The sequence below is a fragment of the Kurthia sp. FSL E2-0154 genome (genome assembly GCF_038003625.1).
In the GTDB taxonomy this organism is placed as follows: domain Bacteria; phylum Bacillota; class Bacilli; order Bacillales_A; family Planococcaceae; genus Kurthia; species Kurthia gibsonii.
This window is the reverse complement of sequence record NZ_JBBOPO010000001.1, coordinates 1,657,352-1,673,420: the sequence shown is the minus strand read 5'-3', so window position 1 is coordinate 1,673,420 and position 16,069 is coordinate 1,657,352. Positions and strand designations below refer to the sequence as shown.

Below are 16,069 nucleotides of genomic sequence, written 5' to 3'. Positions count from 1 at the left end.
TCGGGTATAAAAACAGTAAGTAAGGTAATGGAGGCGAACGCCGATGGAAAAACAACAATTCAATAAAGTGCTACAATTCTTCACAGTCTTATGGTTTTTTACAATTATTGGATTATTAATAGGAACCGTATTACCACAAGTCTTTATATTACCACTTAGTATTGTGACGTTAATCTTACTAATTGCGATGATGTTTAGTCGTACAATGAGAAGGTTAGGAAGGTTCATATCGATTATTGTCGCAACATTAGTCGGTATTACATTTTATAGTGCATTAAATTTTTATCTAGGTGCATTAGGTGGAGGAGTGGTCCTACTCATTTTAGGAACGACCGCAATCATCTTCATCGCAGCTGGTTTATATGGTTATTATACGAAACGAGACTTTACGAATAAAGGAAGTATCTTATTCATCTTATTAGTTGGTTTAATCGCATTCTCAATCATTGCGATTTTTGTGAAATTTTCATCAGTCGTATGGATTTTCGTTAGTGCATTAGGGGTCATTGTATTTACGGTTTATACAATTTTCGATATGAATCGAATTGCAAAACAACCAATTAAAGATGAAGATGTACCGATGATTGCACTAAATTTATATTTAGATTTCATTAACTTATTCCAATATCTATTAAGTCTTGTGTACAATATTCGTCGCACATTTTAAATAAAGGCGAGTTGTTATAGGTCTGACAACTCGCTTTTTTCTATGAAAAAGTTGCGTTTTTTAATAGATTTCATTATTGTGTGTAATAAGGGTGTTTATAGTGTGTTTGTAGAAGTGGAGGAGAGCATATGATCAATTCAAAAAAACAAAGTAATACAGAGAATACGATTACATATCATTATCCATTTATTGATTTAGAAAAAAAGAAAGTAGAAGCGAAGGTAACGGTTGATCAGCAGATGTATTTATCTGTAGCTGTTGATTTATCAAATGGGGTTATTCAGATTGAAAAGAACGCAGAAGACTTTGAATTAGCTTTGACAGACGATCAAAAGATAATTGAACAGATTAAAACAATGGCGGAATTCATGATTTTCAATCAAATTGATAGCTATTCAAAGACATTTTTAAGTTAGCTTGCGTATATACATAAATAAAAAGGAAGATGAACCACCGCATAGAGCGAGGTTCTTCTTCCTTTTGTGCTTATAAAAGTTAGTTCTTCGATTCATCATATTTTTGTAAGTTATACTGCTGAATCATCGCATTTAATTTTTTATTATACTTTGTGTCGGTAGCATAACTACCTGTTAATGCTTCTGTTGCTTCTTGATAGGTAGAAGCGGAAGACTTGAATGTTTTTTTATAAAACTTCTTGTTCCATGAAGTGCCGTTCTTTAAAAGTGTTGCATAATCTTTCATGCTCTCTTCGTAAGAGTTGTACTTTCGAAATGCAGCATCAATGGTACGTAAATTCCCTTTACCATCATCTTCTTGAGTAGGTAGTAGAACACTTTTACCTTTATAAGTTCCTTTAATTCCAAAAAGATTATAATTGGGTGCACTAGCAAGTTCACTGTTTCCGGAGTTACTTTCGAGTGTTGCTTGTGCAATCATAACAGAAGCGTATAAACCATAGCGGTCTGCAATTTTTTGAGCAGTTGGTGCAATTTTTTTAATAAATTCTTTTTCTGTGTAACCGACTTTCTTTGATTCTACTGGTTTAGGTTGTGCTTCGTTATTAAATATAAGTGTTTTAACTAATAACACGACACAAAAAATAAAAAGACTAAGAGCAATAATAATTCCAATGAGTAATTGTGAAGCTTTTCGCATGTTGATCTCCTTTTATTTTACGCGATTACAATTAAAACGTTTATAAACATAAAAAGTTCCGTTTATTGATATTGCGCAATAGAGTCTGACATAGAAATAATCTTCCCGTTTTCCATTAAAACAAAGTCATTTTTTGTTGAATGTTTTACCATATATTGTGCTTCGTCAGCATGTAATATGCAAGTATTCATATCATCTACATGTATAATAGTCTGTGAATTCCCACCAATACTAAAAGTTAAATAATCGGCAGTTTCAGAAGCTACATGTTGGATGTGGTATGAATTAATCCGGTTTAAAAATTGCTTGTAAAATCGATGTACTTCATTCTTTGTATGATTTTGAAGTAGTACTAAAAATTCTTCTCCACCCCAACGTGAAGCAAATCGATTCGGACCTGTACATAAATCATGTAGTGTAGAAGCGACTTTTGCAAGTACGATATCTCCATACGCATGTCCATAGTAATCATTATATTTTTTAAAACAATCAATATCAATCATGAGCACGGTCATTTTACAAGGAAGTTGTGTTTGTAAATAATCTAAATGATGTAAATAGCCGCGACGATTTGATAAATTAGTTAATTCATCTGTATAAGCAGCAGCTCTAAGTTCTTTTGTTAACATTTTTGATACTTGTTTTTCTTCAACAAGACGTTGATTTTGCTCTAAGTGTTGTTTCATAATATGATAATTTAAGTAATTTAAAGAGAGCGTTAAAACAGTAATTAATAGTAATAAGATTAAATTAAATTGTCCTGATGTAATAAAGTTTGAGTTGAAAATAATAGCTATACTAAGTAAAATTGTGCAAAATAAAATCGGAATCATCGTTTTTCTGAGAGGTATAATTACAACGCATGAACATAAGAAATCATAGACTAAGTAAATCACAATTTGTCCATGTAATTGTTGGTCATAATTTGAAATATAGCAACTGCTCAAAAGGGTAATCCAAACGTATAAAAAGATAATAGCATTGATCTTTTTAGTTTGTTCAAACGAGATTGCCTGTTTTCTTCGATGTTTAAAAGCATAAATTAATGTAAAAATATTAAGTGCTATAATAAGAATGTAACAAATAACATATCCTTTATAGTCTTTAAAATTATATGTAGTATCTGTGTGTGCATATAAGTTAATAAAAAAAATAGTGGAAAGCATAAATAACGAAAATATCGAAACAAGAAATAATCTTTTAATATTTTGTTTGGCAAATTCACGTTGAATATAAATCGATGCTGGAGGCGAATGTGATAAATTCGCAAATAACTTTTTCATGCAATGCACTCCAATTCTTAGTTGTTTACTTATTCCTATAGAATACCATAATATAGAATTTATGTACTTAAAAAGAATTAAAAACAATATGTTCATACTATATAACGTACAAATTTGTGACAGAAATAGATTTTGACATAAAAAATACGAATCGTATGGAAACGACTCGTACTTAAAAAACGTTAGATAGGGTATGAGAGAGAAGCTGCGCTATCACCTGCAATATGTCCTGTGACTAGAGCTGCAGTAATATTATAACCACCTGTGTAACCATGTATGTCTAAAATTTCGCCACAGAAAAATAGACCGTGTTTTTTCTTAGAAGCCATTGTTTTTGGTTCGATTTCTTTCGTAGATACACCACCACCTGTTACAAAAGCTTTTTCAATTGGTTGTGTACCGTAGACAGTCATGTCGAATGCGACAAGTGATTGTGCGAGCGTGCGCGTTTGCTCAGCAGATAAATCCGCTCCCGTTAATGCTTCATCGATATTTGCACGTTGCATTAAAAAAAGTAACCAGCGCTCTGGAACAATGCCTTTCCAGACATTTTTTAGCGCTTTTTTTGGCTCGTCTTTTGCTAATTTAAAGAGCGTTTGAAAAGCGGATTCGGCATTATGTTCTGGTAATGATGCAATACGCATCGTAACAGGTTTCTGTCCATTTTTTTTCATTTCTTTTACAACATATTGGCTACAACGAAGAATGGCCGGCCCACTTAAACCGAAATGTGTAAAAAGCATATCCATTGTATGTGTTACAATCGGTTTACCATTTTTTTTCAGAACGGATACAGCGGCATCGCGAAGTGCTAAACCTTGAAGTTCTTTTGATTGGATAAAGTCATCATTTGATAGTAAGGGAACTTCTGTTGGATAGAGGTCTGTTATAGTGTGTCCAGCTTTTTCAGCCCATGGATAACCGTCACCTGTTGAACCAGTTTGAGGTACAGCTTTACCACCAACTGCTACGATAACTGCTTGTGATTTGATTTCGGTACCATCTTCTAAACGAACGCCAATCACTTTTTCATCGTTCATGAGTAACTTACTTACTTTTGTTAATTTGCGTACTTCAACGTGAAGACGATCAAGTTCGCGTAACAGCGCATCTACAACATCTAGTGCGCGATTTGATACAGGGAACATGCGCCCGTGATCTTCTTCTTTTAAAGCAACACCTAGATTTTCAAAGAATGCGATAATATCTTCGTTATTAAATACCGTAAAAGGACTATAAAGAAAGCGGCCGTTACCAGGAATATGTTTAACAATCTCCTCAACAGGTAGACGGTTTGTCACATTACATCGACCACCTCCAGAAATTGCTAATTTCTGTCCTAGCTTTTTACCTTTTTCAAGCAACAATACTTTTTTACCTTTAGACCCAGCAGCGATTGCGGCCATTAGTCCAGATGGTCCGCCACCAATTACAATTACATCATACATTTTTCTAGCTCACTTTCTTTTTTAATTTTATTATACATGAAATGAAGAAACTATTTGAGTAATTGTATATCGAGTTGTAAACTATAGTTTAGGTTTTATTAGATTTGGACAGAATGGAAGGATTTTATGTCATCATTAATGAAGGGAACTGCCATTCTTACGATTGGTATGTTTTTATCAAAAGTATTAGGTCTTGTATACATATTCCCGTTCTACGCGATTATCGGTCAAGAGAATGTTACACTATATTCTTATGCATATATTCCTTATTCAATTATGTTGTCGATTGCGATTTCAGGAGCACCTGTAGCTGTTTCGAAATTCGTCGCTAAATATAACAGTATGGGTGATTATGAGTCGGGTAGGAAACTTGTCAAGTCGGGTTTAATGATTATGCTTGGAACTGGTATTTTATCGTTTATTGCATTGTATGCCCTAGCAACACCGATTGCAGAATTGGTTATTAAAGACGATGATCAAATTTTCACAGTACCACAAATTGCAAGTGTGATTCGTTGGGTGAGTTTTGCGTTAATCGCAGTACCATTTATGAGTTTGCTACGTGGATTCTTCCAAGGTTATAACCATATGTCACCAACAGCAGTATCACAATTAGTCGAACAAATTGTACGAATTGTTGTGCTGTTAGTCGGCTCATTCTTAGTAATGAATGTGTTTGCTGGTCAGGCACAAACAGCAGTATCATTCGCTGTATTCTCAGCGTTTATTGGAGCTATTGGTGGTTTATTATGTTTATATTATTACTGGCGTAAATTGAAGCCGGAATTTGATTTGAAGTTAGCTGAAAGTATCCCGTCCGGAGAACTCAGCTACAAAAAGATTTATAAAGAAGTTATTACGTATTCGATTCCTTACATTTTTGTAGGGGTTGCAAACCCATTATTCCAATTAGTTGATATGTTCACGTTTAACCAAGCGATGTCGAGTATTGGTTTAGCGAAAATTTCAGATAATATTCTCGGCATGTTGAACTTTACTACACATAAGATTGTCATCATCCCTGTTATGTTAGCAACGGGATTTTCAGTGGCACTCGTACCGACAATTACACGTTATTATACGCAAAAACAGCGTGGTGAATTGATTGATGCTGTGGATAAGACATATCAAATTCTATTATTTATTACACTTCCAGCAGTCATAGGTATTTCGATTTTATCGTATGATGTGTACACGATGTTATATGAACCAGATGCAATGGGAGCGAGCGTATTAGCTCATTATGCACCAGTAGCAATCTTATTCGCATTCTTCCAAGTAACGGCTGCATTGTTACAAGGAATTGACTATCAAAAGTGGATTATTTTAAGTTTATTGACAGGGATTTTAGTGAAGTTATCCATAAATATCCCACTGATTCAATGGTTAGAAGCAGATGGTGCGATTTTAGCAACAACCATTGGTTATATGGTATCGATTGGTATCAATTTAATTGTTTTAAGTAAAGTATTAGATTACAAACCACAAGTGGTCATTCGACGTTCTATTTTAATTGTTATTTTAACAGCGGTTATGACGTTGATTGTATGGCTAACTCGCGAAGGGTTATCATTCATTTTACCTGAAGTAGAAACACGCTTTACAGCAATGATTTATATTATTGTCTGTGGTTCTGTAGGTATAGCTGTGTATGGATATCTATCACTGCGTATCGGTTTAGCACAAAAATTATTAGGTAGTCGCGTGACGAAAATCGCACGCAAACTAGGTATGTAGGAGGAAATATGCGCTTAGATAAATTATTATCGAATATGGGTTTTGGCTCTCGTAAAGAAGTGAAAGCACTATTAAAAAGCCAAGCGGTAAAAGTAGATGGTGTTGTTACGAAAGATGTAGCAAAACATGTCGATCCAGAAAAACAAGAAGTGATGGTCTATGGTGAGCGCGTTCATTATCAAGAGTTTATTTACTTGATGATGAACAAGCCACCAGGCGTTATTTCAGCAACTGAAGATATGTATGATCAAACAGTCATTGATTTATTAAATCCATTCCATCAACATTTTAAACCATTTCCTGTTGGGCGTTTAGATAAGGATACAGAAGGTTTTTTACTCATTACAAATGATGGTCAATTATCACATAATCTTTTGTCTCCGAAAAAACATGTGCCAAAGGTGTATTATGCTCAAATTGAGGGTGAAGTAGTCGAAGCTGATATTGAAGCTTTCTCACAAGGCGTGACATTAGAAGATGGGTATCATACAAAACCAGGAAAACTAAAAATTTTAAAAGCTGGGGAACAATCTGAAATTGAGCTCGAGATTTCAGAAGGTAAGTTTCATCAAGTAAAGCGTATGTTCGAGTCAGTTGGTAAAACAGTGACATACTTAAAGCGCTTGTCGATGGGACCGCTCGAATTAGATAATGAATTAGCGTTAGGGGAATATCGAGAGTTAACAGCAGAAGAAGTAGAAAAATTAAAACAAAAAGAATGACCTCGCGACGCAGCAGGGTCATTCTTTTTTTACAAGTTCATTATAGTTGATTTGAGTAATATGAGAAGTTGGCCTCAGCATGTTATTCTTAGGGCTTGTTGGCTTCTCAATACAACGAGTCAGTGTGAGATAAAACTCATTGTAACCTTTCTAAGATGTCATTTTCACTTTTTTACGCGTCGTTGTCCATTTACCTCTAGATGGACTTTCAACTAAGTCATTAAAGGCTAACACATTCAAATCTCTTTGAATGGTGCGAGGAGTGATGCCGAATTCGTCGACTAAATCCTGTGTTGTTACAGTTCCATTATCATGGATGTATTTATACACATCTTTAATACGGTTAAGCATCCGATCAGTTGTTGGTTTCATTGGTGAACCACTCCTTCATCTTATATTCTCAAGACTAGCGGACGATAGAAATTGCGATCTGTAGGCGAAATTTATTTTGCCTTAGACATCTCCCTTTTCGGTTTTTTCGTCAGTATTATCTGACAATCATATTATAACGGATTATGCACTATTTTTCCATAAAAAAGTATAGAAAAAGCTTTTTTTACAATAGCTTTACAGTAAAAGGCGTACGATTATATGTTTACATTCAATTAATGTACGTTTTATAGGTGTAAATATACTATTTTTAACGATAGAAAAGTTATTTTATTGTATAATTTAGGTAAAAATTAATGTTGTAACGAACAATTATAGTGTGGATAGTGGAAAAGCATTGTAAATAAATATAGTTTGCAATAATTTTAATACAAGTAAAATATAATAGTGATAAAGAGTCCATAAGAGTTTAAGTTGTAGAGACAATATTTACGGGTTATAATGAAAGCTTTAAACTATTAATCTATCTTTAATTCGATTTTCTCGTAAAATGTTTCATGTATTTTTACATAAGGAAATGAGCATATATGAATATGATAAAGGAGAGGACAGATGACAATTCGCATCAATTGGCGCGCTATCTTTCTTTGTGTGTTCACTCTATCATTTGTTGTGCTTGTAAGTGGAGAAGTTGCACAAGCAAAAACATATCAAGTGACACCGAATAGTAAACCGCTTATTAAAACTAAAAATAGTAATCAGCACACTAAACATTATTATCTACTAAAAGGTTATTTAGAACGTATTGAAAAAGAAGGTGGAGGTAAACTTATTTTAAAAAAAGGAACATATAAAATTTCAAATAACTTATATATTCCTTCAAATACAACACTTGAATTAAAAGATGGAACGAAAGTCCAAAAATATAACCAAACAGGTAAAGCGAATTTTAAAGCAAGTAAATCACTATTCCTTCTTGTGCCTTCTCAAACCGTTAAAAAAGGTAAACAGGTGAATGGGTATGCAGGAAGTAAAAATATTACAATTAAAGGGTATGGTAGTGCAACAATAGATTTAGGGAAAATTGAAAAAGCACAGGGGATTGTGAGTGCTCATACAAATAATGTGCGTATAACAGGTATTCAATTTAGAAATAATCATAAAGGCACATTCATTCATATAATAGGTTCAACGAAGCAAAATATTGAAAATAATCATTTTTTATATGCTACAAAACAAACGACAACACCTGCTATTCGATTAGAATCTGCAATGAAGCATGCGGCTGTTTTGAACTATGCATGGATTAAGCATGATCAAGTAACAAATCAGTATGTAACCATATCAAACAATCAATTCGATTCACAATACATGGCTGTAAGAACGAGTACTTACAACAAAAAAGCACATCAAACAGGAATAATAATTGAAAGTAATCAATTAAAACGTATGAATAATACTTCACTATACTTAGTTGGTTGGACCAATCCAATTATTGACCATAATCAGTTTGACGATACTATGGGGAAGGCAAACGCAACAATTGAGTTGCGTGCAGTTCAAACACCTGTTATTCGAAAAAATATGTTTATTCGTTCAAATCAAATGGTTGCATTCCGCACATTATCTGAAAGTTTACAGTTAGGTCTTTCAGCTGCAAAAAATACATTTACACTAGATAATAAACGTGATTTATTAACAAACAAAGCAAGACAAGTAAAGCAAAATATCATCATTTTACCTTCAGGTAGCTATAATCAAACGGGAAATAAAGCAGAAATTATGGATGAAGCAGAATTTCAAAAAGACGTTTATCATGTGAATCATGATACAAAGCCATTAAATCGTACGTATGAATTAAGACCTTCTTACACATCAATGACAAAGGATTATTATGTTTTACGTTCGATTTTTGAACAATTAGAAAAGCAAAACGGAGGAACAGTTTATATTGAGAAGGGTACGTATATGCTTACGAATACATTATTTATACCATCGAATGTGACAGTAGAATTAGAAGATGGTGTTATTTTAAAAAAAGCATTAGAAACAGATGCAACAACAATGCCGCTATCTAATTCGATATTCCAATTAGTTCCACCATCTAAAGCAAATAAAAAAGCTAGTGTCCGAGAGTATGATGGTTCTCAAAATATTAAGATTTATTCACAAGGACGTGCAACAATTGATTTGCAGCATAAATATTTTAGTTTTGGTGTAATTATGGCACATACAAATAATGTGGTATTTAAAAATATCGATTTTCGTAATATGAATTCTGGGCATTTTATTGAATTAGATGCTTCTCAAGATGTATTAATTGATGCGTGTACATTTGAAGACTCTACTCCTTCTGAAAATATGGTGAAAGAAGCAATTAACATTGATACACCTGACCGAGCAACGAAAGGATTTAATTCTGAATGGAGTAGTTTTGACCGTACCCCTGTAAACCGGGTGACAATTCAAGACTCTACTTTTAAAAATATTGACCGTGCAATTGGCACGCACAAATATTCAGGAGAAGGCATAATCAAAGGAGTACATTATGAATCAAAACCTCATAAAGGCATTGTCATCCAAAATAATATATTTATGGACATTCGTAATGATGTAATTCGTGCGATGAATTGGGATGGACCAATTATTTCACAAAATTATTTTAAAAATATTGCAGTAGGACAATCTGGAAAAAGAGGTATTCTGTCGAGTGGTTCTTATGCGCCACGTTATGAACATAATACATTTGAAAATGTCGGAAGAGCAATGCAATTTCTTCCTTGGCGTAATAATGTGAACGCAGAGGAGTATGAAATTATCTATGATCGACTTGATGAAGAAGCGATTCGCGCGTTAGAAACAAATATAGGAAAAGATTTAGATGAATATTTTATTCGAATTTCTGATCAATATTTAGTTTATACAAATCCGAAAAAGGTAACGATTATAAAACAATAGAATTGACACATACAAGAACCGAACATATATGAACAACTGGCATCCATAACATGTTCGGTTTTGTGTTGGTTACTTATTTTTTATACAGCATTTAGAGATGATTCGAATCGTATCTTTCACAAAATCAAATTATTTGTCATAATAACTAAGAAGACAGAAATGAGGAAGTGGAAAGTTTTGCGTACAATTTTATTAAATAATCAAATGATACAAGCTGAAGATGCACAGATTCACATAGAAGATCGCGGTTTTCAGTTTGGTGACGGAATTTATGAAGTGATTAAAGTTTATAATGGCTCGTTGTTCACAATTAAAGAACATATCGACCGTTTTTATACATGCGCTGAAAAATTACAAATCGTTATTCCTTATACAAAAGATTTACTACACAAAATGTTATATGACTTAGTTGAAGAAAATGAGTTAGAAGAAGGGCATGTGTATATGCAAATTACACGTGGTGTAGCAAGTCGTACACATTTTTTCCCGAGTGATGTAGCTCCAACATTTGTCGCATATACGCAACAAGGTGATAGACCTCTACAAAATTTACAACGTGGTGTTAGAGCAATTTTTGATGAGGACATTCGTTGGTTACGTTGCGATATTAAATCACTTAATTTACTCGGCGCTGTATTGTCAAAGCAAAAAGCACATGAGCAAGGTTGCTATGAAGCGATTTTACATCGTAATGGTGTCATTACAGAAGGTTCTTCTTCGAATATTTTTGGTATTAAAGATGGGGTACTTTATACACATCCGGTCAATAATTATATTTTGAATGGCATTACGCGTCATGTATTAATTCAATGCTGCGAAGAAATCGGTCTACCTGTTGTAGAAGAAGCGATGACTTGTGAACAAGCTCTAGAAATGGATGAATTATTACTTACATCGACTACTTCTGAAGTGACACCCATTATTGAAGTAGATTGTCGCCCCATTGCAGGTGGTTTACCAGGTGAATGGACGAGACGTCTACAGCAAGCATTTGAATTAAAAGTAAAAACAGCAGTTATGATGTAAATATATGAGAGGTTGTCCGAAATAAATAGCAGGACAATCTCTTTTTTAGAAATGAATGGATGAATGTTAAGGAGAGAACAACATGGCACAACTTATTAAATTACAAGACTATATCTCGAGATATCAAGTTGATGCGACGCGTTATCCAACACAGTATATTCGAATGAAACAGGCGAAGTGGGAACGCATGAAAAAAGAGTGGGAAACGAAACCACTTTTTGAAGAGACATGGGAAGAAGAGGAAGAAATTCTTTGGGAAGATGATGAATCGGCACCTAAAAAATTTTTCAAAAAATTAAATCCGTTTAAAAAACGAAAACAAGATTTTGAATATGATGATCATGAAGAGGAAATTTTTGAAAAACCAAAACAAGAAGAGGAAAAAGATATTGGCTTTGCTTTTGAGCCGAACCTATTGTACCGTCCGCAGACCATTCAAGATTTACGTCGCATGTATTTGGACCAGTTGTTTGGTTTTCAACTAAACTGGGCGAGTACGACGATGCGTGAAAAATCCAATATTGATTCGCGCTATCAAAGAGATGGATTTTTAAAAGAATTATTACAACAGTTACCAGATACTTTTTTTGTATTATATGAACCAATTCTGCTTGTGAAAAAAGCACCTGTAGAACTGGGTATTTTGATTTTGACACCAACAGATTGTTACTGTATTCAAGTGATTGATGCGGAAGAACGTGCGACATTCTCTGGTATTAACACAGATCGCTTTTGGGTGAAACGAATTGGTGAACGAACAAAAAATATTGTCAATCCGTTAATTGGTTTGAATCGAATGGAAAGTCTTTTAAAGCCCTTTTTTGAACGCCATGATTTACATCTAGGTATTAAAAAAGTTGTTTTATCAAGACGAGGATATATTGATTATCCAGGTTCTTCGTATGGAGTGCAGTTTATTGATCGAAGACATTATGACCAGTGGTTTGAGCAATTAAAAAATCATCGCTCACCGATGAAACACACGCAATTTAGAGCAGCACAATTATTACTAGACCATATGCAAACAACGTCATTTATGCGTGCAGAATGGTTTACAGATGGGGAATAGCTATGGAAGTTGTCATTATTGTGAATGAACAAGCAGGGCATGGTCGTGCTAAAAAACAATGCGAAAAAATTATGAAAGAATTAACGGTTCCTGTTACGCTAGAGAGAACTGCTTACACAGGACATGCAGCGGAGATTGTTGAAAAGTATGTGGTAGATAAGCGGAAAATATTATTTATTGCAATTGGTGGGGATGGGACGATGCATGAAGTAGTTGAAGGTACACATGCCCATTCTCATGCAATTGTCGGTATGGTAAAAGGCGGTTCAGGTAATGATTTTAGTCGAGCTTATCCAACGTTTAAAAATGCACAGCAGATTGAACAATTTCTTTTGCGCCATGAAGTCGTTCCGATGGATTTAGGAAAACTCATAAAAGGAATGAAACAGTCTCTTTTTATTAATAATGGTGGATTTGGCTTTGATGCGCTTGTCACATATCGTACGAATCAATCTAAGTTGAAAAAGCTATTGAATCGGTTCTCTCTTGGTAAAGTAGCTTATGCTTGGATTGTTTTTCAAGAACTAATCCGTTTTACACCATTTGATCTTACAATAAACAATGAAAAAACTTACACATCATGTTATTTTGTCGTAGTAAGTAATCAACCTTATTTTGGTGGAGGAATGAAAATTTCACCTCAATCTAAGACAGATGATCATTTACTTGAACTAACAATTGTATATAATATTGCGAAGTGGAAATTATTATTGATTTTTGGGACAGTCTTTTTTGGAAAACATACACGGTTTAAAGCGGTACAGCAGATGCAAGCAACTTCTTTTGACGTGACAATTCACGGTGAAGTATATGGACATGTTGATGGTGAATTTATTGACAAAACTGTGTACGGTGAAACAATCCACTACGAAATTATGCCGCATGAATGGCAATTAGCGGTGAACACACTTGACTAAATGAATAGTTTCTTTAAAATGAACAGATGATAAGTAAAAAAGAAATGAGGAAACACGCTTGAGACTTAGAAATAATCCAAATGCGCCACAATTTTTAGATGCGCATCCGGAAATAGTTGTACAAAACCCAGAAAATTATCGTGGACGCTGGAATGAATTATTTGGCAATGACCATCCGCTACACATCGAAGTAGGAACAGGTAAAGGACAATTCGTTACAGGAATGGCGCTTGCTAATCCAGAGGTGAATTATATTGGTATCGAATTATTTGATAGCGTTATGATGAAAGCTTGTGAGAAAGCATTAGATGCAGGTTCACCATCGAATTTACGTTTACTGCGTGTAAATGGTGCAGATTTAGAAAAGTATTTTTCAAAAAATGATGTAGATCGTTTATACCTGAATTTCTCAGATCCATGGCCAAAATCTCGTCATGCAAAACGTCGTTTAACACATGAAGGTTTCTTAAAATTATACGAAGCGGTATTAGTAGATAATGGTGAAATTCATTTTAAAACGGATAATCGTGGTTTATTTGAATATTCATTAATTAGTATGACAGACTATGGCATGAAGTTAAAACTTGTGTCACTTGATTTACATGCGGATAACCCAGCAGATAATATTATGACAGAGTATGAAGAAAAATTCTCTGCAAAAGGTCAACCGATTTATCGTGTGGAAGCACAATTTATCACAAAAAAAGATTAAATACACAGAAAATAGGTAACGTGATAAATACGTTATCTATTTTTTTTTAGGCGATTGTTATCGAACTGGAGGCGTTAGTGATGTATAGGGAACTATCAGTAGAGCATAGTCTATTCATGATTGATCCTATATTGGTCGAAGAATTCCAACAGTATTCACAAGACTATCACGAATTACAACCGGCATTTAATCTGACTCATTCAGAAGTGGATACATGGGCAGCAGTTTTTAATCATTGGTTACTATTAATTAGTCAAGAAGAATGTCTCATCATCGATCATATTAAAACTTTTTCTCATACGGTGAATATTTTTTGTATTCAAGAAATTGAAAAAACCGAAATGTATTTAATGATTTTAGATCGCTTTACAAGAAAAGAACGTTTTGTTGTGGCGTGCTTTTTAACAGATTATGTACACGCTTGGAAACGTAAAATTATGGAGAAACATGCCTATGATGAGATGTTGATGAGAAATTTATGCACTAAAACATATTATTTAGTAGAAAATATTGAACTTTCTCAGATGACACCAGAATTACAGGTTATTCTAGAAAATCAGGCGAAGTTAGTGAAACTACTCGTAAAAGAGATACAAGAGGATTGTGCAATTGAGCGCTGTATTGAGAAGTCTATCATTCAAGCAAAAGCCTTTTTACGCTATCGTTCCCCGAAGAAAAATGATGGTTTCACGACTTAAAAAAGAAAATAATTACTTTTTCGAGCTTTTTATGGTAAAATATAGAAGTGAAGTCGAATCGTAACAAGGGGGATAAATAGATGGATTCTTACAAATTTCATGATATGACATTAACGTGGCTAAATGGTGGTGTTACATTTTTAGATGGTGGGGCGATGTTTGGGGTAGTGCCAAAACCATTATGGTCTAGAAAATACCCTGCGAATGACAAAAATCAAATTGAATTACCAACACATCCAATTTTAATCCAATATGATGGTAAAAATTATTTAATTGATTCAGGTGTAGGTAATGGCAAATTCACAGAAAAACAACTACGCAATTACGGTGTAACAGATCAATCACATATTGAAGAAGACTTAGCAAAACTAAATTTAACACCTGCGGATATCGATTATGTATTAATGACACATCTTCATTTTGACCATGCATGTGGTTTAACAAAATATGAAGGTGAAAAACTTGTTCCAGTTTTTCCAAATGCGACAATCTACACAACACAAGTAGAATGGGATGAGATGCGTAATCCGAATATTCGGTCACAAAACACATATTGGAAAGAGAACTGGGAGCCAATCGTTCATCAAGTACAGACGTACGAAGATACATTAGATGTCGCTGAAGGTATTCAAATGGTGCATACAGGCGGACATAGTGACGGTCATGCAATTATTCGTTTATCACAAAATGGCGAGACAATTATTCATATGGCTGATTTAATGCCAACACATGCACATCAAAATCCACTGTGGGTACTGGCATATGATGATTATCCAATGACATCTGTTTTTGCAAAAGATGAGCTTGTATCAGAAATTCTTGAGAACGGTTACTTCGTGAGCTTCTACCATGATGCACATAAGCGTCTGATTAAATGGGACCCAACAGGTAAGGAAGTCATTGACGAGCTTGTTGTAACAGAGAAAAATCCAGTTCAATAATTTTAAAGTGAGAATGCAATTACGCATTCTCTTTTTAGTTATAAAAAAAGACGCTCATGAAGTCATGAGTGTCCTTGTAAAAATGTTAGGTTGACTAACAGCTACATATAAAAAATTATGCGACGCGTACTAAGTCAACGATGACGCCACTCTTACTATCAGCAGCAAATTCAAAGTTTACGCTTTCACCATTTTCGATGCGTGAAATTCCACCCTTATAAACAGAGATTGGAATATCTTCTTTATAGAATGTTTCGGGTTGCATGAAAATCCACGAACCATCGATTGGTCCTTGTTTTTTAAACTCTTGCTTGATTTCTTCCAAAATGGCATTCGGATTGCGATTTGGATTCACTCGTTTCGTCGCTTCTTTTACGACATAAGCAGCTGCTACACCTGTAATAACACCAATTATAAAGTCACGTGCTTTCATAATTTGAATACC

The 16,069-nt window shown here is 34.2% G+C and carries 16 protein-coding genes; 11 read left to right on the top strand and 5 right to left on the bottom strand.

The genetic code is table 11. The features are described from left to right. Window positions 1–43: 43 nt before the first annotated feature. Together MHB75_RS08185 and MHB75_RS08180 are read left to right on the top strand one after the other, a co-directional pair. Window positions 44–667 carry a Bax inhibitor-1/YccA family protein gene (locus MHB75_RS08185; protein ID WP_340997036.1) on the top strand — a complete coding sequence of 208 codons (624 nt, stop codon included), beginning with the start codon at window positions 44–46 and terminating at the stop codon, window positions 665–667. Between the two features lie 128 nt (window positions 668–795). Then, a complete protein-coding gene (locus tag MHB75_RS08180) occupies window positions 796–1,083 on the top strand; it encodes a hypothetical protein (protein ID WP_340997034.1) in 288 nt (95 codons plus the stop codon). A 79-nt stretch (window positions 1,084–1,162) separates the two neighbouring features. Here the strand turns inward: MHB75_RS08180 and MHB75_RS08175 are convergent, their stop codons facing one another. The 3 genes from MHB75_RS08175 to MHB75_RS08165 all read right to left on the bottom strand — a co-directional run bounded on the left by MHB75_RS08175 (window position 1,163) and on the right by MHB75_RS08165 (window position 4,514). After that, on the bottom strand, window positions 1,163–1,783 hold the full coding sequence (locus MHB75_RS08175; RefSeq protein ID WP_340997031.1) for a glucosaminidase domain-containing protein: 621 nt from the start codon (window positions 1,781–1,783) through the stop codon (window positions 1,163–1,165). Window positions 1,784–1,845: 62 nt separating this feature from the next. Continuing rightward, a complete protein-coding gene (locus MHB75_RS08170; RefSeq protein WP_340997029.1) occupies window positions 1,846–3,066 on the bottom strand; it encodes a GGDEF domain-containing protein in 1,221 nt (406 codons plus the stop codon). Window positions 3,067–3,248: 182 nt separating this feature from the next. Next, a complete protein-coding gene (locus MHB75_RS08165; RefSeq protein WP_141273788.1) occupies window positions 3,249–4,514 on the bottom strand; it encodes a BaiN/RdsA family NAD(P)/FAD-dependent oxidoreductase in 1,266 nt (421 codons plus the stop codon). Between the two features lie 126 nt (window positions 4,515–4,640). Between MHB75_RS08165 and MHB75_RS08160 the strand changes: the two genes are divergently transcribed. After that, entirely contained in the window at window positions 4,641–6,251 is a 1,611-nt protein-coding gene (locus MHB75_RS08160; protein ID WP_340997027.1) for a putative polysaccharide biosynthesis protein, read from the top strand. Window positions 6,252–6,259: 8 nt separating this feature from the next. Beyond that, window positions 6,260–6,973 carry a pseudouridine synthase gene (locus MHB75_RS08155; protein ID WP_340997026.1) on the top strand — a complete coding sequence of 238 codons (714 nt, stop codon included), beginning with the start codon at window positions 6,260–6,262 and terminating at the stop codon, window positions 6,971–6,973. A 150-nt stretch (window positions 6,974–7,123) separates the two neighbouring features. Here the strand turns inward: MHB75_RS08155 and MHB75_RS08150 are convergent, their stop codons facing one another. Continuing rightward, a complete protein-coding gene (locus MHB75_RS08150) occupies window positions 7,124–7,345 on the bottom strand; it encodes a DeoR family transcriptional regulator (RefSeq protein WP_068451771.1) in 222 nt (73 codons plus the stop codon). A 570-nt stretch (window positions 7,346–7,915) separates the two neighbouring features. Between MHB75_RS08150 and MHB75_RS08145 the strand changes: the two genes are divergently transcribed. The 7 genes from MHB75_RS08145 (at window position 7,916) to MHB75_RS08115 (ending at window position 15,624) form a co-directional block, all read left to right on the top strand. Next, on the top strand, window positions 7,916–10,261 hold the full coding sequence (locus MHB75_RS08145) for a hypothetical protein (RefSeq protein ID WP_340997025.1): 2,346 nt from the start codon (window positions 7,916–7,918) through the stop codon (window positions 10,259–10,261). 177 nt (window positions 10,262–10,438) lie between these two features. After that, complete coding sequence (gene dat, locus MHB75_RS08140) at window positions 10,439–11,287, top strand: D-amino-acid transaminase (RefSeq protein ID WP_340997022.1); 849 nt, start codon at window positions 10,439–10,441, stop codon at window positions 11,285–11,287. Window positions 11,288–11,369: 82 nt separating this feature from the next. Continuing rightward, window positions 11,370–12,356, top strand: a complete 987-nt coding sequence (locus MHB75_RS08135; protein ID WP_340997020.1) for an NERD domain-containing protein — start codon at window positions 11,370–11,372, stop codon at window positions 12,354–12,356. Between the two features lie 2 nt (window positions 12,357–12,358). Then, entirely contained in the window at window positions 12,359–13,273 is a 915-nt protein-coding gene (locus MHB75_RS08130; protein WP_340997018.1) for a diacylglycerol/lipid kinase family protein, read from the top strand. Between the two features lie 58 nt (window positions 13,274–13,331). Further along, the gene (gene trmB, locus MHB75_RS08125; RefSeq protein WP_340997015.1) at window positions 13,332–13,985 is read left to right on the top strand and encodes a tRNA (guanosine(46)-N7)-methyltransferase TrmB; all 654 of its coding nucleotides are present in this window, start codon (window positions 13,332–13,334) and stop codon (window positions 13,983–13,985) included. Window positions 13,986–14,065: 80 nt separating this feature from the next. Then, window positions 14,066–14,683, top strand: a complete 618-nt coding sequence (locus MHB75_RS08120) for a hypothetical protein (RefSeq protein WP_340997012.1) — start codon at window positions 14,066–14,068, stop codon at window positions 14,681–14,683. Between the two features lie 80 nt (window positions 14,684–14,763). After that, window positions 14,764–15,624 carry a YtnP family quorum-quenching lactonase gene (locus MHB75_RS08115; RefSeq protein WP_340997010.1) on the top strand — a complete coding sequence of 287 codons (861 nt, stop codon included), beginning with the start codon at window positions 14,764–14,766 and terminating at the stop codon, window positions 15,622–15,624. Between the two features lie 115 nt (window positions 15,625–15,739). Here the strand turns inward: MHB75_RS08115 and MHB75_RS08110 are convergent, their stop codons facing one another. Continuing rightward, window positions 15,740–16,057 (bottom strand): hypothetical protein, encoded by a 318-nt coding sequence (locus MHB75_RS08110; RefSeq protein ID WP_141273779.1) that lies wholly within the window; start codon window positions 16,055–16,057, stop codon window positions 15,740–15,742. Window positions 16,058–16,069 lie beyond the last annotated feature (12 nt).